Origin of the sequence: Nonomuraea sp. NPDC049709 (assembly GCF_040674815.1) — a bacterium.
In the GTDB taxonomy this organism is placed as follows: domain Bacteria; phylum Actinomycetota; class Actinomycetes; order Streptosporangiales; family Streptosporangiaceae; genus Nonomuraea.
Genome location: NZ_JBFANM010000002.1, coordinates 51,310 through 72,205 on the forward strand (window position 1 = coordinate 51,310; position 20,896 = coordinate 72,205).

The 20,896-nt window shown below is 73.6% G+C and carries 16 protein-coding genes; 9 read left to right on the forward strand and 7 right to left on the reverse strand.

Going from position 1 to position 20,896, the window contains the following annotated elements:
• The first annotated feature begins 153 nt into the window (after positions 1-153).
• The 3 genes from AB0J69_RS02405 (at position 154) to AB0J69_RS02415 (ending at position 2,123) form a co-directional block, all read left to right on the forward strand.
• Positions 154-621 (forward strand): adenylyltransferase/cytidyltransferase family protein, encoded by a 468-nt coding sequence (locus AB0J69_RS02405; RefSeq protein WP_364111984.1) that lies wholly within the window; start codon positions 154-156, stop codon positions 619-621.
• 114 nt (positions 622-735) lie between these two features.
• The gene (locus AB0J69_RS02410; protein ID WP_364111986.1) at positions 736-1,323 is read left to right on the forward strand and encodes a hypothetical protein; all 588 of its coding nucleotides are present in this window, start codon (positions 736-738) and stop codon (positions 1,321-1,323) included.
• A 56-nt stretch (positions 1,324-1,379) separates the two neighbouring features.
• Positions 1,380-2,123, forward strand: a complete 744-nt coding sequence (locus AB0J69_RS02415) for a DUF427 domain-containing protein (RefSeq protein WP_364111988.1) — start codon at positions 1,380-1,382, stop codon at positions 2,121-2,123.
• Positions 2,124-2,195: 72 nt separating this feature from the next.
• Here the strand turns inward: AB0J69_RS02415 and AB0J69_RS02420 are convergent, their stop codons facing one another.
• The gene (locus AB0J69_RS02420) at positions 2,196-2,798 is read right to left on the reverse strand and encodes a TIGR03086 family metal-binding protein (protein WP_364111990.1); all 603 of its coding nucleotides are present in this window, start codon (positions 2,796-2,798) and stop codon (positions 2,196-2,198) included.
• Positions 2,799-2,857: 59 nt separating this feature from the next.
• The gene (locus AB0J69_RS02425; protein ID WP_364111992.1) at positions 2,858-3,511 is read right to left on the reverse strand and encodes a TetR/AcrR family transcriptional regulator C-terminal domain-containing protein; all 654 of its coding nucleotides are present in this window, start codon (positions 3,509-3,511) and stop codon (positions 2,858-2,860) included.
• Positions 3,512-3,609: 98 nt separating this feature from the next.
• On the opposite strand from AB0J69_RS02425, the gene AB0J69_RS02430 reads away from it, so the two are divergent.
• A complete protein-coding gene (locus tag AB0J69_RS02430) occupies positions 3,610-5,124 on the forward strand; it encodes an FAD-dependent monooxygenase (RefSeq protein ID WP_364111994.1) in 1,515 nt (504 codons plus the stop codon).
• Positions 5,125-5,140: 16 nt separating this feature from the next.
• Here the strand turns inward: AB0J69_RS02430 and AB0J69_RS02435 are convergent, their stop codons facing one another.
• Genes AB0J69_RS02435 through AB0J69_RS02445 form a run of 3 tightly spaced genes read right to left on the reverse strand, consistent with a single transcriptional unit; the run spans position 5,141 to position 9,328 of the window.
• A complete protein-coding gene (locus AB0J69_RS02435; RefSeq protein ID WP_364111996.1) occupies positions 5,141-6,403 on the reverse strand; it encodes a M20/M25/M40 family metallo-hydrolase in 1,263 nt (420 codons plus the stop codon).
• A complete protein-coding gene (locus AB0J69_RS02440; RefSeq protein WP_364111998.1) occupies positions 6,400-8,256 on the reverse strand; it encodes a prolyl oligopeptidase family serine peptidase in 1,857 nt (618 codons plus the stop codon). Before AB0J69_RS02440 ends, AB0J69_RS02435 begins: the two co-directional genes overlap by 4 nt.
• 4 nt (positions 8,257-8,260) lie before the next feature.
• Positions 8,261-9,328 (reverse strand): C39 family peptidase, encoded by a 1,068-nt coding sequence (locus AB0J69_RS02445; protein WP_364112430.1) that lies wholly within the window; start codon positions 9,326-9,328, stop codon positions 8,261-8,263.
• An 83-nt stretch (positions 9,329-9,411) separates the two neighbouring features.
• Between AB0J69_RS02445 and AB0J69_RS02450 the strand changes: the two genes are divergently transcribed.
• Positions 9,412-10,743, forward strand: a complete 1,332-nt coding sequence (locus AB0J69_RS02450) for an SWIM zinc finger family protein (protein ID WP_364112000.1) — start codon at positions 9,412-9,414, stop codon at positions 10,741-10,743.
• On the forward strand, positions 10,740-14,066 hold the full coding sequence (locus AB0J69_RS02455) for a DUF6493 family protein (protein ID WP_364112002.1): 3,327 nt from the start codon (positions 10,740-10,742) through the stop codon (positions 14,064-14,066). The genes AB0J69_RS02450 and AB0J69_RS02455 overlap by 4 nt, the downstream gene beginning before the upstream one ends.
• 294 nt (positions 14,067-14,360) lie before the next feature.
• Here AB0J69_RS02455 and AB0J69_RS02460 read toward each other — a convergent pair whose 3' ends face one another.
• Both AB0J69_RS02460 and AB0J69_RS02465 read right to left on the reverse strand, forming a co-directional pair.
• Positions 14,361-15,470, reverse strand: coding sequence for a DUF5925 domain-containing protein (locus tag AB0J69_RS02460; protein WP_364112004.1), 1,110 nt, complete (start codon positions 15,468-15,470; stop codon positions 14,361-14,363).
• A 58-nt stretch (positions 15,471-15,528) separates the two neighbouring features.
• Positions 15,529-16,998, reverse strand: a complete 1,470-nt coding sequence (locus tag AB0J69_RS02465; protein WP_364112006.1) for a serine/threonine-protein kinase — start codon at positions 16,996-16,998, stop codon at positions 15,529-15,531.
• A gap of 95 nt (positions 16,999-17,093) precedes the next feature.
• Between AB0J69_RS02465 and AB0J69_RS02470 the strand changes: the two genes are divergently transcribed.
• The 3 genes from AB0J69_RS02470 (at position 17,094) to AB0J69_RS02480 (ending at position 20,853) form a co-directional block, all read left to right on the forward strand.
• Complete coding sequence (locus tag AB0J69_RS02470) at positions 17,094-18,959, forward strand: TrkA C-terminal domain-containing protein (protein ID WP_364112008.1); 1,866 nt, start codon at positions 17,094-17,096, stop codon at positions 18,957-18,959.
• Positions 18,960-19,062: 103 nt separating this feature from the next.
• A complete protein-coding gene (mtnA, locus tag AB0J69_RS02475; protein ID WP_364112010.1) occupies positions 19,063-20,001 on the forward strand; it encodes an S-methyl-5-thioribose-1-phosphate isomerase in 939 nt (312 codons plus the stop codon).
• An 81-nt stretch (positions 20,002-20,082) separates the two neighbouring features.
• A complete protein-coding gene (locus AB0J69_RS02480) occupies positions 20,083-20,853 on the forward strand; it encodes an N-acetylmuramoyl-L-alanine amidase (RefSeq protein ID WP_364112012.1) in 771 nt (256 codons plus the stop codon).
• The last annotated feature ends 43 nt before the right edge of the window (positions 20,854-20,896 follow it).

Consider the following 20,896-nt stretch of genomic DNA (forward strand, 5'->3'; position numbering starts at 1 on the left):
CGGTGACGTTATGAGACGCGCCAGAGGTGGGGCGGAGATTATTGCGAAAAGGTAGGAATGGCCTTTCCCAAGGTCGCTTGTACGACCTCCGACCCCGACCGAGTACGCTGCGATCGACGAGTCGTCTAGGCCCGTGGGGGAGCAGGAGGTCGCGTGAGCAGCCTGGAGGCCGTCTGGACGCGGCCGTACGAGCGGCCGGGGGCGGCGGTCGTGACCGGCGTCTTCGACATCCTGCACGTCGGTCACGTGCGCTATCTCGGCGCGGTGGCCGCCCGCGGGCTGCCGCTGGTCGTCGGCGTCGAGGACGATCCGCGTGTACGCGCGTGGAAGGGGCCGAGCCGCCCGTTCAACCCATCGGCGGAGCGGGCCGAGGTGCTGGCCGCGCTCCGCTTCGTGACCGGGGTCTTCGTCGTGACCGGCCCGCCGGACGCGCACGGCCCCGAGGACTACATCGACCTGCTGGCGCCGATGCGGCCGGCCGCGCTCGCCCACACGGTGGGCGACCCGCACGCCGGGGCCCGGGCCGCCGCGGCGGCGATCCTGGGCGCCGAGTGCTGGGAGCTGGAGGCCATCCCGGACCGCTCGACGACCCGCATCGTGAACGCGGCGGGCAAGGGCTGACCGCCCCCGCCACCGCCGTGGCGGACCGGTGATGGGCTGCGGGAACGTGGGTGCCGCGCCCGGTGGCGGGGTGCCTGCCGGGGCGCGTGCCATGATCGCGTAATCTTTCATGACATGACGCCAGACCTCGTCGCGAAACGGGTGACGAACCTGCTGGCACCGCAGGTGCTGGTGATCGTCATGCCGCCGGTCGTCGGCCTGCTCGCGCAAGGGTGGCGCGGTGCGGCCTGGGGGCTGGTGGCCTCGGCGTTCTGCGGTGGCGTGCCGGCGGCGGTGATCGCGCTCGGCGTGCGCTCCGGCCGCCTCGACTCCCACCACATCGTGGACCGCGCCCGCCGCACCGGCCCGCTGCTCGCCGCCGTGGCGGCCGTGCTGGTGGCGCTGGCGCTGCTGGTCGTGATGGGCGCGCCGACACTGCTCGTGGCGACCGTGACGGCGATGCTGGCCGCGCTGGCGGTGACCGTGCCGATCACGCTGCGCTGGAAGATCTCCTTCCACGCCGCCGTCTCCGCGGGCACGGTCGTGGTGTTCACGCACGTCCTGCCCGTGTGGCCGGCCGCGATCGCCGGCGCCGCCGTGGTGGCGCTGGTGTGCTGGGCCAGGGTACGCCTCGCGCACCACACCTGGGCGCAGGTCGCCGCCGGTGCGGCGGCCGGCACGCTGACGACGTGGGCCACCCTGAGCGCCTTCGGAGTGAATTGACCTGATCAGGGGCCCGGCGGCGGAATAGGGGCGGCGCCGGCGGGGTTGCCGCGAACATGGATGCCACGAACCGCGGCCGGGTGCGCGTGGAGCGCACGGCCAAGCGTGTGAGGACGTATCTCGGCGGCCGGGTGGTGGCCGACACCACCTCCGCCCTCCTGGTGTGGGAGGTCCCGTACTACCCCGCCTACTATTTCCCGCTGGCCGACGTGGACGAGTCCGCGCTGAAGGCCACCGGGGCCACCAAGCACTCCCCGAGCAGGGGTGAGGCCGTCGTCTACACGGTCACCTCGGGCACGGCGGAGGCCGCCGACGCGGCGCTGGCCTACCCCGACTCGCCGCTGGAGCAGATCCGCGGCCACATCCGGTTCGAGTGGGACGCCATGGACGCGTGGTTCGAGGAGGACGAGGAGGTGTTCTTCCACCCGCGAGACCCGTACACCAGGGTGGACATCCTGACGAGCTCGCGGCACGTGCGGATCGAGGTGGACGGCGTCACCGTCGCCGACTCGCACAGCCCGCGCATCCTCTTCGAGACCGGCCTGCCCACCCGCTACTATCTGCCGAAGACGGACGTACGGCTCGACCTGCTCGAACGCACCGACACCGCGACGCACTGCCCCTACAAGGGCACGGCCGAATACTGGTCGGTCAACGGCAAGAAGGACCTGGCCTGGTCGTACCGGACGCCGCTGCCGGAGAGCGAGAAGGTCGCCGGGCTGGTCGCGTTCTACGACGAGAAGCTCGACGTGTACGTGGACGGTGAGCTCCAGGAGCGGCCCAAGACCAAGTTCTCCTGACCCGTCCGGCGCGTCCTGGGCCCGCCTCCTGACCGGCCCGGTCAGGAGGCGCGCCCAGTCGGGACGGCTCGGTCAGGAGGCGGTCCAGTGGGGGTCGCGGCCGAGGTAGCGCAGCAGCGCGGCCACGTCGTCGTCGCCCTCCCGCGGCTCCAGCTCGGCGGCGTACGCGCCCCAGGCCCGCAGCGGCTCGACGATCTCCCTGGCCACCGTCAGCAGCGGCCGGGCCACCTCCGGCGTGAGGGGCGAGGGACTGCCGGTCGCCATCGCGATGTCCCAGGCGTGCACGGCCGCGTCCAGGGCGCACGCCGTCGAGCCCGACCAGGGCGACATCTTGTGCGGCGGCACCGGCGTCGGCACCTCGGCGGCCTCCCGGTCCACCCCCGCCCACGCCTTCGCCGAGCGGGACAGCGCGTCCTCCAGGAACGCCCGCGGGTCGCCCTCCAGCACGCCCGAGGGGTCGAACGGGTTGAACGAGGGGCCGGGCTCGCCGGTCAGCGCGGCGGCGAAGCCGATCTGGTCGCCCACGGCGTGCTGGAAGACCTTGGTCACGCTCCAGCCGTCGCAGGGCGTCGGCAGGTCCCAGCCGCCCTGCGGGACGGCCGCGACGGCCTCGCGCAGGGCCCGGTGCGAGGCGTCGAGAACGTCCCAGCCGCTGGTGGTGAAGTCGCCGTTCATGGGGGAGCCCCTTTCGAAGTCGATGCCTTCACTCTAGCAGAACGGAACATTTTGTTCCACTATTTCGGGGCCTCGCTCGCCAGTCCCCGGATCAGCAGGTCGAGGGAGTGCTCGAAGTCGGCCTCCGGGTTCACGCCGTGCCGTGTCCCGCGCAGCAGCCGGCTGAAGTGCGGCAGCGCCACCGGGTCCATCTCGCGGATGTACGCGCCGACGTTCCGGGCTCCCGCGTGCTCTCCGGAGTCGCCGGTGAACCCGCCGGTGGACATCAGCAGCGACCCGAACACCAGCCCGTTCACCGCCCCCAGGGCCCGCCAGGCGGCCACGTCGTCGAACCCGGCCTCGAACAGGGCGCCCACCAGGGCGTCGAGCGGGGCCAGCGCGCGTACGGAGGTCGGGTTGGACCGGTCGGTGACCAGCGCCAGCGGCACGACCGGATGCCGGCTGAACGCCCGGTACGTGCTCAGCGCCACCGCCCGGACCTGCTCCTGCCACGGCAGCTCCGGATCCGGCCGCTCGACCTGGGCGAACACCCGCTCGGCGATGCCGTCGAGGAGGTCGGCCTTGTTCGCGACGTGGTTGTAGAGCGACATCGCCTCCACGCCGAGCGACTTCGCCAGCCGCCGCATGGAAAGCCCGTCCAGGCCCTCCTCGTCGGCCAGTCCCAGGGCCGCGTCGAGGACCTTCTCCCTGTTCAGTGGCTCGCGCCGGGCCATCCAGTGCTCCTCTCACCCCGTTCCCGATTGACAAAGCTTACGGTGTATGTGCTCTACTTACGGCGTAAGCATACGCTGTAAGTAGAGGAGATCGGTCCATGAACGACGTGATCGTCGTCGGCGGCGGCCCCGTGGGGCTGCTGCTGGCGTGCGAGCTCAAGCTCGCCGGGGCGGACCCGCTGGTCCTGGAGGCGGCCACCGGCGAGGAGCGCAGGACGCGCAGCCTCGGGCTGCGCTCGCTCAACGCGCGCACCGTGCAGTCGCTGGCCCTGCGCGGCCTGAAGCAGCCGGTGGAACGGGCCCAGTGGGAGATGCTCGACGAGCTGGCCGACCGCCGTGGGCCGGCCGGGGCGGACCTGGTCGCCCTGATGGTGGAGCTGCTGCGGAAAGGCCAGATCAGGGGGCACTTCGCCGGGCTGCCACTGCTGGACGAGGGCGGGGACGCCGAATACCTCATGCTCAGGCAGGACCGGCTGGAGGGCATCCTCGCCGAGCGGGCCGCCGGGTTGGGGGTGCGGATCCGGCAGGGGCGCGCGGTGACGGACGTCTCACAGAACCCCGCCGGGGTCACGGCCACCCTGGCCGGCGGGCACGTGGTGCGCGGGGCGTACCTCGTGGGCTGCGACGGCGGGCGCAGCCTGGTGCGCAAGCGGTCGGGGATCGCGTTCGAGGGCACGCCGGCGACCATGACCGGGCGCACCGCCGTGGCCGAGCTGGCCGATCCCGGCATGGTGACCTCGTCGCTGCGCAGCCCCGGCGGGCTGGTGAACCTGTCACTCGTGCCGGGGGAGATCGCCACCGTCGAGTTCGACGGCGGGCCGGACGACCGGGACGCGCCGATGACGGCGGCCGAGTTGCAGGCCAGCCTGCGGCGGGTGACGGGGCTGGAGGTCGTCGTCGAGCGGCTGGAGACGGGGATCCGCTACAGCGACAACACCCGGCACGCGCGGTCGTACCGGGCGGGGCGGGTGCTGCTGGCCGGGGACGCGGCGCACGTGCACTCGCCCATCGGCGGCCAGGGGCTCAACCTCGGGCTGCAGGACGCGGTCAACCTCGGCTGGAAGCTGGGGCTGGTGGTACGCGGGGCGGCGCCCGGGAGCCTGCTCGACAGCTACACGACCGAGCGGCACCCGGTGGCGGCCCGGGTGCTGCGCAACACGCGGGCGCAGGTGGCCCTGATGCGGCCGGGGGCGCAGGTGGAGGCGTTGCGGGAGGTGCTGTCGGAGGTGCTGGAGCTGGGGGAGGCGCGGCGGCACTTCACGGGCATGGCCGACGGGACGGAGGTGGACTACGCGCCCGGCTCGGCCCACCCCCTGGTCGGCCGCTTCGCCCCGCCCCTGGAGCGGGCCGGGTCGCCAGGGGAGGTCGCGCTCCGGGAGGCGCACGGCCCGCTGGGGGAGGGGCACGGTCTCCTCATCGGGACCGGTGACGTCGCAGCCGCCGTGGCCGGGTACGCGGACCGGGTGAAGCCGGTCCGGCTCCCGGCCGACGCGGGCTTCGGCGGGGCGGGCGCCGTGCTGGTGCGCCCCGACGGGTACGTCGCGTGGGCGGGGGAGGTGGGCGCGGCGGGCGACGCGCTCACGACGTGGTTCGGCCCGCCCGCGACCGCGTGACGCCCGCCCCCACGGGTCAGGTGAGGAGGCGGGTGAGGACCCGGGTGCCGAACTCCAGGCCCTCGACCGGAACCCGCTCGTCCTTGCCGTGGAACATCCCGAAGTAGTCCAGGTCGGGCCGGAGCATGAGCGGGGCGAAGCCGTACCCCTTGATGCCGATCCGGGCGAAGGACTTGGCGTCGGTCCCGCCCGCCATCACGTACGGGACCGGCCTGGCCAGCGGGTCCTCGGCCACGAGCGAGCCGGCCAGCTCGTCGAAGAACGCCGACGGGTACGGCGCGTCGGGCGCCTCCTCCAGGTTGACGAACTCGCGCGTGACCTTCGGCCCGAGCAGTTCGTCGATCGTCTCCAGGAACTCCTCCTGCAGCCCCGGCAGGTAACGCCCGTCCACGTGTGCCGAGGCGGTCGAGGGCACGACGTTGACCTTGTACCCGGCGTCGAGCATCGTCGGGTTCGCCGAGTTGCGGATCTGGCTCTTGAACAGGCTGCCCAGCGGCCCGAGCCGGGCCGCCTCCGCGTCCAGCCGGTCGAGGTCGATCGGCTGCCCGGTGATCTCCGACAGGCTCCGGACGAGCGCCGCGACCGACGGCGTCAGGCGTACCGGCCACTGGTACGAGGCCACCCGCGACAGCGCGTGCACCAGCGTCGCGACCGGGTTGTCCACGGGCGGCCGGGAGCCGTGGCCGGCCACGCCGTGCGCGGTCAGCCTCATCCAGGCGGTCCCGCGCTCGCCCACCGCGATCGGGTACACCCGGTGCCCTTCGGAGGCGACGCTGAAGCCGCCCGACTCGCTGATCGCCTCCGTCACGCCGTCGAACAGCTCCCGGTGCTCGGTCACCGCGTGCCGCGAGCCGTAGTCGCCGGTGGCCTCCTCGTCCGCCAGGAACGCCAGCACCAGGTCGCGCCGGGGCCGCTCGCCCCGCGCCAGCATGCCGAGCACGGTGGCCAGGGTCATCGAGCACGACCCCTTCATGTCGACCGCGCCCCGGCCGTACACGCAGCCGTCCACGATCTCCCCGGAGAACGGGTGCATCTGCCACTCGGCCGGGTCGGCGGGCACCACGTCGAGGTGGCCGTGCACGAGCAGCGCGTCGGGGGAGTCGCCGTCGATCCTGGCCACGACGGTGGTCCGCTTCGGCGCCGACTCGAACACCACCGGCTCCAGCCCCGCGTCGGCCAGCAGCGTGGCGACGTATTCGGCGGCCGGGCGCTCCCCCGAGCCGGGGTTCGTGGTGTCGAACCTGATCAGGTCCGAGCAGATCTCGGCAACGCTCTTCATGCTCTCCCCTTAAGTGTCAAAGGCGGCACACCGGGCGTCTCCATGTCGAAGATCAGCCCGTAGAAGGCCAGCTCGGCCTCCAGCACCGCGACGATAGTCTCCTCCCTGCGCCAGCCGTGCTGCTCGCCGGGAAAGGTGAGCAAGGCCCACTCTTTGCCATGCTTGTCCAGTTCGGCGGTGAATCGCTCGGCCTGGCCCACATCCACGATCGCGTCCTCCAGGCCGTGCAGCATGAGGCACGGGCCCGATGCCCGGAAGGCGTTCAGGAGCGGGGAGCGCTCGGTGTAGCGCTCCCGCGTCTCGGGCAGCGGGCCCACCAGGCCGTCCAGATAGCGCGACTCGAAGTCGTGCGTCTCGGCCGCCCAGCTCTCCGGGTCGGTGATCGCGTAGTGCGCGACCCCGCCCGCGAACACGTCGCTGTGCACGAGCGCCGCCACCGTGGTCCAGCCGCCCGCGCTGCCGCCCCGGATGGCGAGCTTGGCGGCGTCGGCCCGGCCCAGCTCGACCAGGCCGCGCGCCACCCTGGCGCAGTCCTGCACGTCCACCACGCCCCACTGGTGGCGCAGCCGCTCCCGGTAGGCGCGGCCGTAGCCGGTCGACCCGCCGTAGTTCACCACGGCCACGCCGATGCCCCTGCTGGTGAAGTAGGCGATCTCCAGGTCCAGCACGATCGGCAGGTTCCCGGTCGGCCCGCCGTGCACGAAGATCACGTACGGGCCCGGCCCCTGCGCCCCGGCCGGCGGGTAGAGGTGGGCGTGCACGCCCTCGATCGTCACGGTCTCCGGCGTGGGGAGCAGGGCGCGGTCCGGCAGCGGCTTGCGCGCCGACACGACCTCGTGCGCGCCGTCGGCCAGGCCGACGAGCGTGACCTCCAGCGGCGTGTACGGCGTCGCCCCCACGGCCGCCGCCCGCCCTCCCGCGACCGAGACCGTCGAGGACCAGTGGGTGGCCGCCCCGCCGATCTCGCGGAGGTCGCCGGTCTCCGGGTCGAGCACGCCCAGGCGGCGGTGGTCGGCGGTGCCGTAGACGACGACCAGGCGGCCGTCCTCGGCGACGGCGAAGCAGGTCAGGCCCGGTTTCCAGGCCGCCGCCCCGAACTCCAGCTCCATCGGGGTGAGGTTGCGGGCGGGGGAGCCGTCGAGGGGGACGTGGTGCACGTTCCACCAGCCGGTGGGGTCCGTGACCGCGTACAGGCTGGTGGCGTCGCGCCACTCGGCCTGGGTCACCGACTCGCTCGGGCCGCCCGCGACCACCTCGTACGGCCCCGCCGTGCCGTCCTCCCGCAGCGGGGCCACGCACAGCTCGGTGCCGTCCCACGGCATGTTCGGGTGGTCCCAGCCGATCCAGGCGACACATCGGCCGTCAGGGGAAATGCGGGGGTTCATCAGGAAATGCTGGGCTTCGGCGATGACCCTGAGCGGGCCACCGTCCAGCGGCACCGCCACCAGGTCCCGCACGTCGCCGGTCTCCCTGACCGCCCACACCTCGTCCCGGCCCGGCGGGAGGTAGAGGTCGGCGTACCGCGACGGGCCCGCCGGGGTCAGCGGCACCGGCTCGTGCTCGTCCAGGCGGTACAGGCGCTGGTCGGCCCAGTTCGTGAAGACCAGGCCGCCCCCGGGCAGCGGGCGCCAGGAGCGGCCGCCGTACTCGACGACGCGGTTGCGGGCGTTCCAGCCCTCGGGGAGCGCGTCGACGCGGGAGCCGTCCGGCCGGCGGCGCACCACGCAGCGCCGGCCGCCCTCATGCGGGCGCGGCTCGTCCCACCAGACCTCGACACCGGAGGGCGTGGCCACCGCCTCCACCCACTGGGGGCCGCCGTCGGTACGGGCCACGTCGATCGGTCGAATGCTCATCAGTTCACCAATTGCCGTTGGTACAAGGAGGAAGAGGGAGTTCGGGCGGGTGAACGACGTACGCGATGCCGCCGCTGCCCGAGCTCCTGAGCCACACGTGCTCGAACGCCGCCCGCGGGTAGACCCGGCGGACCTCGGCGTCGCCGGGCGCGGCGGGGTCGTTCACGACGACGTCGCCCCCGGCCGTGAAACCGGTGACGACCAGGATGTGGCCGTTGGTGGAGTAGCAGGAGCCGGGCAGCTCGTGCGCCTTGAACGACTGGGACGTGATCACCGGGATCCCCGCCCGTACGAACTGCTCCAGCTCCGCCGCCGACCGCAGCCGCGTGACGAACCCAGACAACCCATACCGCCCCGCGTAGGCCACGTTGAACGGCCAGTTGCCGGTGCCCTGGTAGCTCTCGTCGTACGTGCCCGCCGCCGCGTGGTCGACCGCCGGCGCCGGGTCGTCGTCGCCCACCCAGCCCAGCTCGCCGGGCTCCGGGCCGCGTCCCCAGAAGCCCAGCACCATCGCCACCGAGGCGGGACCGCACCAGTTGGCGCCCCCGCCGTCGTAGCGCGGGTGGTGCCCGGCGTGCGCGTGCTGCGAGTGCCGGGGCACCGCCAGCTCCACGGCCCCGCCCGTGCCGGGGGCGCTCGGGGCGGGCGCCTGCGGCGGCAGCGCCGAGGCCATCACCCCCAGCCCGGTCACCCGGGCCCCGTCGCCGTGCCGGGTCACCCGTACCTGGTAGGCCACCACCGGCCGCCTGGCCACGAACGTGTCCACCGCCACGTCCCCGTCCTCGTCGCCCTGGCCGGGCACCGAGGTGCGTGGATCGCCGTGCTCGGACCAGCGGCCCATGACGTACCACTTGGTGAGGCCGCCGGAGGCGGTCCTGGCGCGCAGCGCGACCTCGATCCACGAGCCGGGCGAGGTGCGCGCGGTCCAGGACGGGACGATCTGGGTGGCCGGGAAGCCGATCACCTGCTCCTCGCCGGTCCACTCGCGAGCCTCGCCGCCCGCGGACCCTTCAGGTACGGCGAAGCGGGCGAAGGCGACGCGGGCCAGATCGACGGTGAGCACCAGGCACATTGTGGTTTCGCACTCCATGTCGCACATCGGATGGTTTACGTACCGGCCCGATTGTGTCAGTGATCATCTCTATGGTTCGGGGCATGACTTCAGCAGTGCAGGCATACTCCTACGCCGGGCCCTCCGTGCTGGCCGACGGCAAGCTCGGGCTCTCGACCTCCGGTGGCACGGCGTTATCCGGCCCGCAGACCCACCCCAGGTTCTTCAGCGGGCTGCTCTCCCAGGCCGCCCCGGCCGCAGCGGGCCTGCTCGCCGTGGCCGACGTGGCGCTCGCCCGCTACCACCAGCCCCGGCCCGGCTGGACCCGCGACCCGGTGGTGACGTGCGACGGCGGGCGGCTCAGGTTCGAGTCGTTCTCGGCGTGCGGCGGCGTCTACGCCCGGCTCGACGTGCTGGAGCTCGACGGCGACGTGCTCGACCGGGGCACGACCAACGTCGACGTCAACGGCCCCCTGCGCGAGGCGCTGGCCAGGGTGGGCGGCAGGGACCCGCTCCACCTGGGCGTCGGGCCCGACGAGCTGACGGTCACCACGCTCGACGGCGCGGTGGTGGAGAAGAAGGTGCCGCTGCCGACGCGGTGGCTGCGCGGGTTCGCCGAGGTGCAGGTGATGGCCTCCGGATGGGACCTGCGGGCCGAGCTGGCGGGGCCGCAGGCCGTACGCTTCCTGCGCTCCCTGCCCCGGGGCGCCCGCTCCACCGTCTGGGCCGTGCCGGCCGGCCGCGACCTGCGCCTGTCCTCCGGTGCGGCGCGGGGCGGCGTGTGCCTGTCGGGCACCGGGCGGGTGGCCACCCTGATGCCGCTGCTCAGGTTCGCCAAGGCGCTGCGGGTCTACGGTCGCGCCGACGGCTCCTCCACCGCCGGCGCGTGGGAGCTGGAGCTGCCCGGCATGCGCTACACGCTGGCCGTCTCGCCCCAGCCGTCGCGCGGCTTCTCCGGCGAGGGCCAGGTCCTGGAAGACCTGGCCACCGACGAGGCCGCAGGCGACGCCGACGTGGTGGGCATGCTGCTCAACTTCGAGCCCACCGTCGAGCTCGGCCTGCTCGCCGACCGCTCGGGGCTGCCCATCGAGCGCGTACGCGCGGCGCTCACCCAGCTCGGCACCGCCGGCCGGGTCGGCTACGACCTGCACGAGGCCGCCCACTTCCACCGCGAGCTCCCCTACGACAAGGACCAGGTGGCCCAGCTCAACCCGCGCCTGACGGCGGCCAGGGCCCTGGCGGACTCGGGGGCCGTGCGGCTGCTGTCCGGCGACGAGGCCGAGGTGACGACCGACGGCGGGGTGCGCCGGGTGCGGGTGGCCGAGGGCGAGTGCACGTGCCCGTGGTGGTTCGACCACCGGGGGTCGCGCGGTCCGTGCAAGCACGTGCTGGCGGCCCGGATCGCCGCCCGGGTGGCGGTGGAGGCGACACTGTGACGGCGGCCGGCGCCTTGGGCGCGGGCGGGGCGGCAGCGGACGGTGCGGCAGGCGCGGACGGCGCGGATGGCGCGATCCGGTCGGGCGGTGTGACGGCGGTCGGCTCCTTGGGCGCGGGCGGTGGGGCGGTCGGCGGGGCGATCGGGGCAGGTGGGCCGATCGGGTCCGGCGGGGGGACGCCGTGGGAGTCGGTGGTGGCGGCCATCGACACCGGTGACCTCGACCTGGTGGCCGACCGCGTGCTCGCGCTCGACGAGCGGGCCCGCCGCGAGGTGGCCGCCGCGCTGCCCGGGCACATCCCCGTGGCGGAGGAGCGCGCGGACGCGCGGCGGCAGGCCCGCGAGAACCGGCGTGCCCGCGAGAGCGAGGCCGCGTGGCGGGACTACGTACGCGCCGCGGAGCGCGCCGGCCGGACCGTCTACGAGCACGAACGCCGGCGGTGGGACGCCCCGTGGAACTCCCCGTCCGCCCCCGTCCCCGGCGAGAGCTGGGCCGGCCCGCTGCGGGTGGCCGGCGCGGCGGCCATCGGCGGTGCCGCCGCCGTCGTCTCCTGGCTCTACCGCCGCGACCTCCAGGACGGCTGGAACGACGCCGCCGTCCCGGCCGTCCTCGAACGCGTCCTCGCGGCCCGCCCGGCCGGCTGGCAGGCCGACTTCGCCACCCGCGCCGCGCTCAAGCTCCGCCCCGCCCCGCGACGGCGCGGGGGCCGGGACCCGATGGCCGGCCTGGTGCTGGCCATGCTGCGCCGCACCGGCGCCACCCCGCCCGAGCACGACCCGCTCGTGGTGGCCTGGGCCGGGCACCCGCCCATCGCGGCCACCCTGCGCGAGGACCGGCTGCTCGACCACCTCCTGCCCCGGCTGTTCGAGGCGGAGGGCGTCGGCCTGGCCCTGCGCGACGAGCGCGCCGACCCGCCCCCGCCGCGAAGCTGGCTGGCGGCGCTCAGGAAGCTGGAGAGCGAGGGCCGGATCGGGCGCGACCTGCTGCTCGACGGGTGCCTGCGGCGCTTCCTGCGCGGCGGGCAGGCCACCGACCTGCGCTTCTTCGTACGGCTGCACGAGCTGCTCTCGCCCACGTACGACGAGGTGATCAAGCGACGCCACGACTACCTGCGGCTGCTGCCCGCCGCGCCCGGGGTCGTCGCGGAGGCGGCGCTCAAGCACCTGCGCCGGCTCGAGGCCCTCGACCCCGGTGAGGTGACCGAGGCGGTGCGGGCGCTGCTGTCCAGGGGCGAGCGCAAGCTGCTGACGGCCGGGCTCACCTGGCTCGACGCGGTCGCCCGGGACCCCGGGGCCGACCTGGACGAGCTGGCCCCGGCGCTGGGGTACGCGTTCGCCTGCGAGTCCGCCGACGTGCAGGGCCGGGCGGTGCGGATGGCGGTCAAGCACGCCAAGCGGTTCACGCCGGTCGGGGCGCAGGCCATCAGGGACACGATCGGCATCCTGCCGCAGGAGCTCGGGGAGACGCTGGCGGCGGTGTTCGGCGGGGAGGCCGGCGAGGATCAGCGGGACGCCGACGGGTTCACGCCGTCGCCATTGCCCGAACCCCACCGCGCCGAGCCCTTCCCACCGCCGATCCGGACGGCGGCCGACCTGGACCCACGACCCGCCGTGGCCCGATGGGAGGCCGCGGAGCTGTGGCTGGCCGGGGTGGTGCGGCTCCACGGTCGCGACCCGGAGGGGCTCGCGGCCCGGCTGGCAGAGGGACGGCCGCTCCCGAATCCGCCCGCGCGTCCGTGGGTGGAGCTCTGGCAGTGGTGCCAGGAGATCGCGCGGCTGGTGGTGCCGGGCGCCGGGGCCCAGGAGGCGGGCCTCGCCGGACGTGCCGCTGGACGCGTCGTCGGAGGTACTGCTGGAGGTGTCGCCGGACGTGCCGCTGGAGCTGCTGCTGGCGGTGTCGCCGGACGTGCCGCCGGGGGCGTTGGTGCCGGGCTTGGGGTCGGTGGGTCGGTGGGGTCGCGGGCGTCGTCGTGGCTGCCGCAGGCCGGGGACGTGCCGGGGCCGCACCTGTTCCTGTTGCGGCGCTGGGCCGAGGTGTACGACGCGATCTCGGCTGGAGCGCTCCCGCCGTACCTGCTGGCCGAGCCCACCGAGGCGACCGGCCATCTGGATGCCGGGGAGCTGGTGGCGCGGCTGGCGGGCTACGAGCGGGCGGGGGTCGAGGCCCTGCCCGCCGACCTGCAGCAGGCGCTGCTGCGGCTGCCGCGCGAGATCGCACCGGAGGTGGTGGCGCGGGCGGCGCGACTCACCTCGGAGGCGGGCCGGGCGGTGGCGCGCTGGATGGGCGGCGGGCGGCCCGAGTGCGTCACGGAGATCGCCTGGTGCTACTACCCGCCGGCGGGGGCACCGGGGTACGGCGACAGGCACGTGTACGGCGACGACCGCGAAGCCGGTGGGACGCTGGTCTATGAACTGGTGCCACGCCTCCGCGTCACGCCCCCGGTAGCCGATGGGTCGTTGGACAGCGGCCTGTCCGACGGCGGCCGGCCCGAGGTTGCCCTGCCCGAGGTTGGCCTGATGCGCGGTGAAGCGCCGGGTGGTGGCCTGCCGGATGGCGAGGTGCCGGGCGGCGTTGTGCCGGATGGTGAGATGCCGGATGGCGAGGTGTTGGGCGGCGGTGTGCCGGATGGCGAGGCGCCGGGCGGTGGGGTGTCAGGCGCGAAGTTGCCGGGTGGGTTGCCGTTGGTCTGGGAGTTGCTGGGTGGGTCCGCCGAGCATCGGCTGAAGGAGCACGGCGGGTACATGCACTGGTGGCCGTACCTGATGCCGTCGCACCGGGAGGCCGTCGCGGCCCATCTCGTGCCGCACCTGATCGAGCGGTGGCTGCGGGCCCGGGTCCAGCCGCCCCAGGCATCGGCACTCGCGCTGGCCGACGGGCCGGCGGGGGAGGCGGTCGCGCTCGTGCTGGCGTACTTCGCGGCCGACCGGTCCTGGTCGGCCGTTCCGGAGGAGCGGGCGCGGCCTCTGGTGGAGATGGCAGCTCGAGGGAGTCTCGACGCCGAGCAGGTGGGGCGGCAGCTCGCGCTGCTGATCCGCCGGACGGAGCTCAAGCCGGGGCCGGTGTTCGAGACCCTGGAGAGCGCGGCCGCGCTCGGGGCCCACCGGGAGGTGTGGCGGGTCATGACGGGGTTCCTGGCCGTGTTCCTGCCGGGGCCGGGGGAACGGCCGCACACCCGGCACACGCAGGGGCTCGTGTTCGCCTTGCGGGCGGCTCGGTGGGCGGAGGCGCGAGGGGTGCCGGCCTGCGTGGCGGAGGTCGCGGAACGCCGGGCGTCGAACAACTTCGTCCGCGAGGCCCGCCGACTCCACACCTACCTCACGTAAGACCCGCCCGTCCGGTCCCGGTCCGCCCGTCCGGTCCCGGTCCGCCCGTCCGCTCCCGGCCCGGCCCCGGCCGGTGGTGCCCCGGTTGGTCCCGGTCCGGCCGGTGGTGGCCTGGTTGGTTCCGGGCCGGTCGGTGGTGGGGCGCATGGCACCTTCCGGCCCTCGCCCGGCTCTGCCCAGTCGCTCAGGGCCGTGGCGTGCGGGTCTCGGGCCGTAAGGTCGCGGCCGCGGCGGGCGGGGCCGGGTTCGGGTTCGGGGTGGGCTGTCGTTCAGCCCTTCGGCCGGGGTGGGAGGTCAGAGGTAGAGGCCCGTGGACTCGTCGCCGGGCGTCGGGGTGATCTCGCGGCCGGCGCGCAGCGCGTACAGTTGCGCCAGCGTCGCCCCCGACGGCCCCACCCCCTCCGGCGACCCCAGCCACGTGACCGCCTCCTCCTTGCTCAGCGGCCCCACCTCGACCTGCGCCAGGCAGCGGCCCGGCCGGACGACGGCGGGGTGGAGGCGGGCCAGGTCCTCGTTGGTGGTGATCGCCACCAGGACGTCGCGGCCCTGCCCGAGCAGGCCGTCCGTCAGGTTGAGCAGGCGCGACAGCCCTTGCCCCGCCTGGGCCTTCGCCCCCGAGCTGATCAGCTCGTCGCAGTCTTCCAGCACCAGCAGCCGCCAGCGCTGCGCGTCCTCGTCGGTGTCGTAGCCGACGGCCACCTCCATCAGGTAGCCGGGCTCGTTGAACAGGCGCTCCGGGTCGAGCACGCAGTCCACCTGGCACCAGTCGTGCCACTGCTTGGCCAGCGTGCGCAGCAGCGTGGTCTTGCCGGTGCCCGGCTCCCCGTGCAGGAGGATGAGGCGGCCGTTGACGTCGGCCGGGGTGATCGACATCAGCCGTTCGAGCGCCGGGCGGACCTTGGCCGAGTAGTTCGGGCTGATCTCGTCCCAGGGCTGCGCCGTGATCGGCTTCTCCGAGCGGGTGCCGCCGTGCATGCCCCGCCACCAGAAGCCCATCTCGACGTGGTCGACGTCCGGGGCGGCCTCCTCGGCGCCCTCGATGCTCTCCGCGAGCACGGACTTCGCCAGGTCCTCGTCCACCGCCGTCACGCTGACGGTCGCGGTGCGGTTGCGGTGGCGTACGACCCGCAGGGTCCACCCGTCGCCGCAGATCAGCCGCGACTCCGAGCCGTCCTCGACCCGCGCGGTACGCATTACGCGCCCGCCGGCGGGGGCGAGCGTGGCGTCAGGGCGTACGCGCTCCAGATTGGCCAGGCGTGACCACGGCTGCGCGCCCGTCGCGAACGGCGACAGTGCCAGCGCGTCGATGACGTCGATGGCGGAATCGGCGTCGTCGATCCAGATGTTCATCGGGAGCTCGGCGGAGTCCGGACTGGGGAACGGCACCTCCCTGATAACAGACATATTGTTAATGATCTCCGTCTCGGCGCCGGATGTCGAAGGGTTTTGGCTGGGAATACGCTTAGTTTTTCTTGAGGGTACCGGTCTGCGTGACGATGCCGGGGCCCGGCACGTCCCGCCAGGTATAGGTGAGGCCGTCGCCCGTCATGTCCAGGGTGATCGTGCCGGCGATGCAGCCGCCCTCGTTCTGGCCCAGGTGGAAGGTGAGCCGGCGCTCCTCGACCTTGGTCAGGGTGATGGTGCCCTTGCAGTCGTCGTCCTGGTCCTTCTCCGTCCACGCCGCCGTGGATTCGCCTTTCTCCAGCTTCACCCTGTTCTCGGCGCCGTCGGTGTCCATCACGTTCGTGCTGGTGGTGTATCCCGACCAGTCTCCCTCGAAGGCGGCCGGGATCTTCAGGGCCGGGCCGGCCGATGACTCCTCCTGCTCGTCGGGGCTCGACTCCGACGGTGACTCGGGCTGCCGCGTCACGGGTTCCGTGGGCGAGGGCTCGGTGGTCGACCGCGGGCGCTCGGTGCTCGTGGCGGGGGAGAAGTTCAGCAGTACGGCCGTCGTGGCGACCGCGGTCAGGGCCACCGCCACCGCCACGGCGCCGATGAGCAGGCCCCGCGAGCGGGTCGCCAGCGCCGTCCCCGCCGTCGTCTCGGCCGGAGCCTGGGGCCCCGTGGGTCCCCGGTCGGGGCGGAGACCGGGGACGGGAGGCGGGCCGTGGGGGCCCGTGGCGTACGGGGTGGCGGGCGGCCGGTTGGGGTTGAGCAGGGAGACCATCAGCTGCTGCGCCGTGGGCCGCCGCGCCGGATCCTTGGCCAGGCAGGACGCGAGCACCTCGCGCAGCCGGGGCGGCAGCGGCGACAGGTCCGGCTGGGCGTGCAGCACCCGGTTCAGTACGGCGGGCACGGTGTCGGCCCCGAACGGGCTCGTCGCGGTGGCCGCGTACACCATGGACGCCGCCCACGCGAACACGTCGGACGGCGGCGCGGCCGGTGAGCCGCCGATCTGCTCCGGCGACAGGTAGGCGGGCGTGCCGATCAGCCCCGAGGTCATGGTCGCCGCCCCCTCGGCCCGGGCGATGCCGAAGTCGACCACCCGCGGCCCGTCGGGACCGAGCAGCACGTTGGACGGCTTGAAGTCGCGGTGCACGACCCCGGCCGCGTGGATGGCCGCCAGCGCGGTGGCCGTGCCGACGACGAGGCGCTCGAGGTCGCCGCCGCGCAGGGGGCCGCGCAGGCGCACCCGGTCGGCCAGGGACGGGCCGTCCACGAACTCGCTCACCACGTACGGCCTCGGCCCGTCGGTCGAGACCTCGATCACGCGGGCGGTGCAGAAGGAGGCGATGCTCTCCAGCGCGTCGAGCTCGCGCGCCAGCCGGGCCCGCGTCTGCTGGTCACCGGCGCTCAGCAGCTTGATCGCGACCGGTTCGCCGGCCGGGGAGTGGGCGAGGTAGACCACGCCCTGCCCGCCTTCGCCGAGCCGCCCGGCCAGGCGGAACCCGCCCAGAGACGCGGGATCGTCGGGGGTGAGGGGGTTCACCATGGCCGATACGTTACCTGTCGCCCTGCGGAAGCGAAGATCCACCGGTACCTTGTGTCGTTGGGTTAAATCACTCCTTATGCGGAGGTATCGGGGAAGTGTCGAAGGTCACGTTCCGCGAACGGGCGCGGTACTGGTTCGACAACACCATGTCGAGGGGCACGGTGTCGCTGATCGGCTGGCTGGCCGTGGCGTCGGTCGGGCTGATCGTGATCGTGGCCGGGCTCACGATGTGGCTCGCCCCCAACGAGCCCGAGGGCGTGGGGCACGCCGGGGAAGTGCTCTGGATCGCTCTCATGCACGCCCTGACCCCGGGCAAGGTGGCCAGCGACAAGGGCTCCCTCGCGTACATGGCCGTGATGTTCATCTGCTCGCTCGGCGGCCTGTTCATCGTCAGCATGCTCGTCGGCCTGCTCTCGAACGGTCTCAAGCAGAAGGTGGACCGCCTGCGCAGGGGGCGTTCGCGGATCGTGGAGTCGGGGCACACGGTGGTGCTCGGCTGGTCGGACCAGGTGTTCACGATCGTGGCCGAGCTGGTCAAGGCGCACGCCAGCCAGAAGGGCTCGGTGATCGCCGTCCTGGCGGACCGTGACAAGCTGGAGATGGAGGAGGCCGTCCGCGAGCATGTCGGGGACCTCGGCAGGACCCGGCTGGTCTGCCGCACCGGGCGGCCCACCGAGCCGCGCGACCTCGCGCTGATGAACCTGGCGGCGGCCCGCTCCGTCGTCGTGCTCTCCCCCGAGGGCGAGGACCCGGACGCCCACGTCATCAAGATCCTGCTCGCCCTGGCCAAGCGGCACGGGGTCCACCCGCCGGTGGTCGCCGGGCTCACCTCCAGCCGCAACATCGCCGCCGCCCGCCTGGCCGGCGGCCCGGACGTGCACCTGGTCGACTCCGACGACACCGCCTCCCGGCTCATCGTGCAGTCCTCCCGCCAGTCCGGCATGTCCGTGGTCTGCATGGACCTGCTCAACTTCGACGGCGGCGAGATCTACCTGCGCACCCCGAAGAAGCTGGTGGGCGTCACGTACGGGGAGGCGCTGCACGCCTACCAGACGGCCTCGGTGATCGGCCTGCGCCGCCCCTCCGGCGTGGTGCTGAACCCGCCCGCGGACACCGTCATCGCCGCCGACGACCAGGTCATCGTCATCGCGCACGACGACTCCCACGTCCGCCTGGCCGCCGGCAAGCCGTCGCTCGACGAGGCGGCCATCGTCGTGGCGGGGAAGGCGGCCACCGAGCCCGAGCGCACGCTCCTGCTCAACTGGAACGGCCGGGCCGAGCAGATCGTCCGCTACCTCGACGGCTACGTCGCCCCCGGCTCGGTCCTGGAGGTCGCCGCCGACCACCCCAAGGCCGGTACGAACCTCGCGGGCCTGCGCAACCTCACCGTGAACGTCAAGGACTGCGACACCACCGACAGGTTCGCCCTGGAATCGCTCGGCGTGGGCCTGTTCCAGCACGTCATCGTGCTCTCCGACGACCGCTTCGACGCCCACCACTCCGACACGCGCACGCTCATGACGCTGCTGCAGCTGCGCGACATGCAGAGCACGCTCGGCGAGCACTACTCGATCGTCAGCGAGATGCACGACGAGAACAACCGCGCCCTGGCCGAGGTCACCGAGGCCGACGACATCGTGATCAGCGACACCGTCATCGGCCTGCTCCTGGCCCAGCTCGCCGAGAACCGGCACCTGGCGGACGTGTTCGGCTACCTCTTCGACTCGCAGGGCTCGGAGATCTACCCGCGCCCGGCGGGCGACTACGTGAAGACGGGCACGCGGGTGTCGTTCTCCACGGTCGTGGAGTCGGCGCGGCGCAGGGGCGAGACCGCCATCGGCTACCGCAACGCCACGGCGCGCAACGACCCGCCCCACTACGGCATCGTCCTGAACCCCGACAAGAACGTCCCCATCGTCCTGGGGCAGCGGGACTCGGTGATCGTCCTCGCCGAACGCTGACCGCACCGCTCAGCACCGCTCAGCACCGCTCAGTGCTGGCTCGGCGCCGCTCAACGCTGGCTCGGCGCCGACCGCCGGCCGCCGCTGAGCTAGCGTTTGCCCTGTGAGGACGATTGACTGGGTCGACGGCGCCGTCGAGCTCGTGGACCAGACCCTGCTGCCCGACAAGTGCGTGATGCTGCGCATCCACACCGTGGGCGAGCTCGTGGACGCCATCCGGCGGCTGGCCGTGCGCGGCGCGCCCGCGCTCGGCGTGGCGGGGGCGCTCGGCGTCGCGCTGGCCGACGGCGACCCCGACCAGATCGCCGAGCTGCGCGCCGCCCGGCCCACCGCCGTCAACCTCGCGTGGGGTGTCGACCGGGTCGCCGCCCACCTGCCCGCGGGCCGTGAGGCCGTGCTGGCCGCCGCGCTGCGCGTGCGCGACGACGACATCGCCGCCTGCCGGGCCATGGGGGAGCGCGGGGCCGACCTGCTCGAAGGCGAGCGGTTGCGGATCATGACCGTGTGCAACACCGGCGGGCTGGCCGCCGTCGAACGCGGCACCGCGCTCGGCGTCGTCCAGACGCTGCACGAGCGCGGGCGGCTGGCCGAGGTGCTGGTGCTGGAGACCCGGCCGCTGCTGCAGGGTGCCCGGCTCACGACGTGGGAGCTGGCCAGGATGGGCGCGCCGCACCGGCTCATCGCCGACTCGGCGGGGCCGTACCTGCTGGCCAAGGGCGAGGTGGACGCGGTGCTCATCGGCGCCGACCGCATCGCCGCCAACGGCGACACCGCCAACAAGATCGGCTCGTACGCGCTCGCGCTCGGCGCCGAACGGGCCGGCGTGCCGTTCGTCGTCGTCGCCCCCGAGTCCACGATCGACCAGAACACCGCCTCGGGCGACCAGATCGAGATCGAGGACCGTGACGGGGACGAGGTCGTGACCGTCCGGGGTGTCCGGCTGGCGCCGGAGGGGACGCGGGTGGCGAACCCGGCGTTCGACGTGACGCCGCACGATCTGATCAGCGCGATCGTGACCGAGCAGCGGGTGATCAGACCGTAGACCAAATCCCCGATCTCCAGGACCCGTCCGCGTTCCCCGCGTTACGCTCGGTCGTCCCGACAGCGACCCTCGGAGCTCACGGTGGCCATCGACCTGGTGTTACGGCGCGATTGGAACGCCCGCGCGCCGCGCGGCGACTACACACAGCTAGACTCCACCAAGGGAGTCAAAGTCCACTACACCGGCGGCAGGGTGGAGCCGGGCATCGTGTCCGACCACGCCGGCTGCGTGGCCCTGGTGCGGTCGATCCAGGGCTACCACATGGACGGCAACGGCTGGATCGACATCGGATACTCCTACGTGGCCTGCCCGCACAAGAAGGTGTTCGAGGGGCGCGGGCTGCATCATCTGCCCGCCGCGAACGGCCCGGGGCTCAACGCCGGCCACTACGCCGTGCTCGGCCTGGTCGGCAACTCCGGCCTGGTCCAGCCGCCCGACGGGATCCTGCACGCGATCCTCGACGCGGTCCAGTACGTACGCGACCGCGGCCACGCCGGCAAGGAGATCAAGGGACACCGCGACGGCTACGCCACCGACTGCCCCGGCGAGCCGCTCTACGCCTGGGTCAGGCGCGGCGCCCCCAGGCCGTCGCCGGCCAACGGGTCCACGGCGCCGCCGTTCCCGGGCCGGCTGCTGAAATACCCGCCGGTGCTGCACGGGCAGGACGTGCGCACCTGGCAGGGACGGATGAGCCGGCGCGGCTGGGAGCTGGCCGTGGACGGCTCGTACGGCGATGAGTCGCGCGACGTGTGCCGCCGGTTCCAGCGCCAGCAGGGCGTGGACGACGACGGGATCGTCGGGCCGATCACGTGGCGGCTGGCCTGGGAGGCGCCGCTCTCCCAGAGCTCGTAGGGGCCGCCCCTGGGTTACCGGTGTGGCGGGCTTCCGCCTACTA

What these genes read in the sequence shown, in the direction of transcription:
- AB0J69_RS02445 (WP_364112430.1), bottom strand. Translation starts at nt 9,328, where the DNA reads ATGTGCCTGGTGCTCACCGTCGATCTGGCCCGCGTCGCCTTCGCCCGC.
- AB0J69_RS02420 (WP_364111990.1), bottom strand. Translation starts at nt 2,798, where the DNA reads ATGAACGGCGACTTCACCACCAGCGGCTGGGACGTTCTCGACGCCTCG.
- AB0J69_RS02415 (WP_364111988.1), top strand. Translation starts at nt 1,380, where the DNA reads ATGGATGCCACGAACCGCGGCCGGGTGCGCGTGGAGCGCACGGCCAAG.
- AB0J69_RS02450 (WP_364112000.1), top strand. Translation starts at nt 9,412, where the DNA reads ATGACTTCAGCAGTGCAGGCATACTCCTACGCCGGGCCCTCCGTGCTG.
- AB0J69_RS02440 (WP_364111998.1), bottom strand. Translation starts at nt 8,256, where the DNA reads ATGAGCATTCGACCGATCGACGTGGCCCGTACCGACGGCGGCCCCCAG.
- AB0J69_RS02425 (WP_364111992.1), bottom strand. Translation starts at nt 3,511, where the DNA reads ATGGCCCGGCGCGAGCCACTGAACAGGGAGAAGGTCCTCGACGCGGCC.
- AB0J69_RS02460 (WP_364112004.1), bottom strand. Translation starts at nt 15,470, where the DNA reads ATGTCTGTTATCAGGGAGGTGCCGTTCCCCAGTCCGGACTCCGCCGAG.
- AB0J69_RS02465 (WP_364112006.1), bottom strand. Translation starts at nt 16,998, where the DNA reads ATGGTGAACCCCCTCACCCCCGACGATCCCGCGTCTCTGGGCGGGTTC.
- AB0J69_RS02430 (WP_364111994.1), top strand. Translation starts at nt 3,610, where the DNA reads ATGAACGACGTGATCGTCGTCGGCGGCGGCCCCGTGGGGCTGCTGCTG.
- AB0J69_RS02410 (WP_364111986.1), top strand. Translation starts at nt 736, where the DNA reads ATGACGCCAGACCTCGTCGCGAAACGGGTGACGAACCTGCTGGCACCG.
- AB0J69_RS02435 (WP_364111996.1), bottom strand. Translation starts at nt 6,403, where the DNA reads ATGAAGAGCGTTGCCGAGATCTGCTCGGACCTGATCAGGTTCGACACC.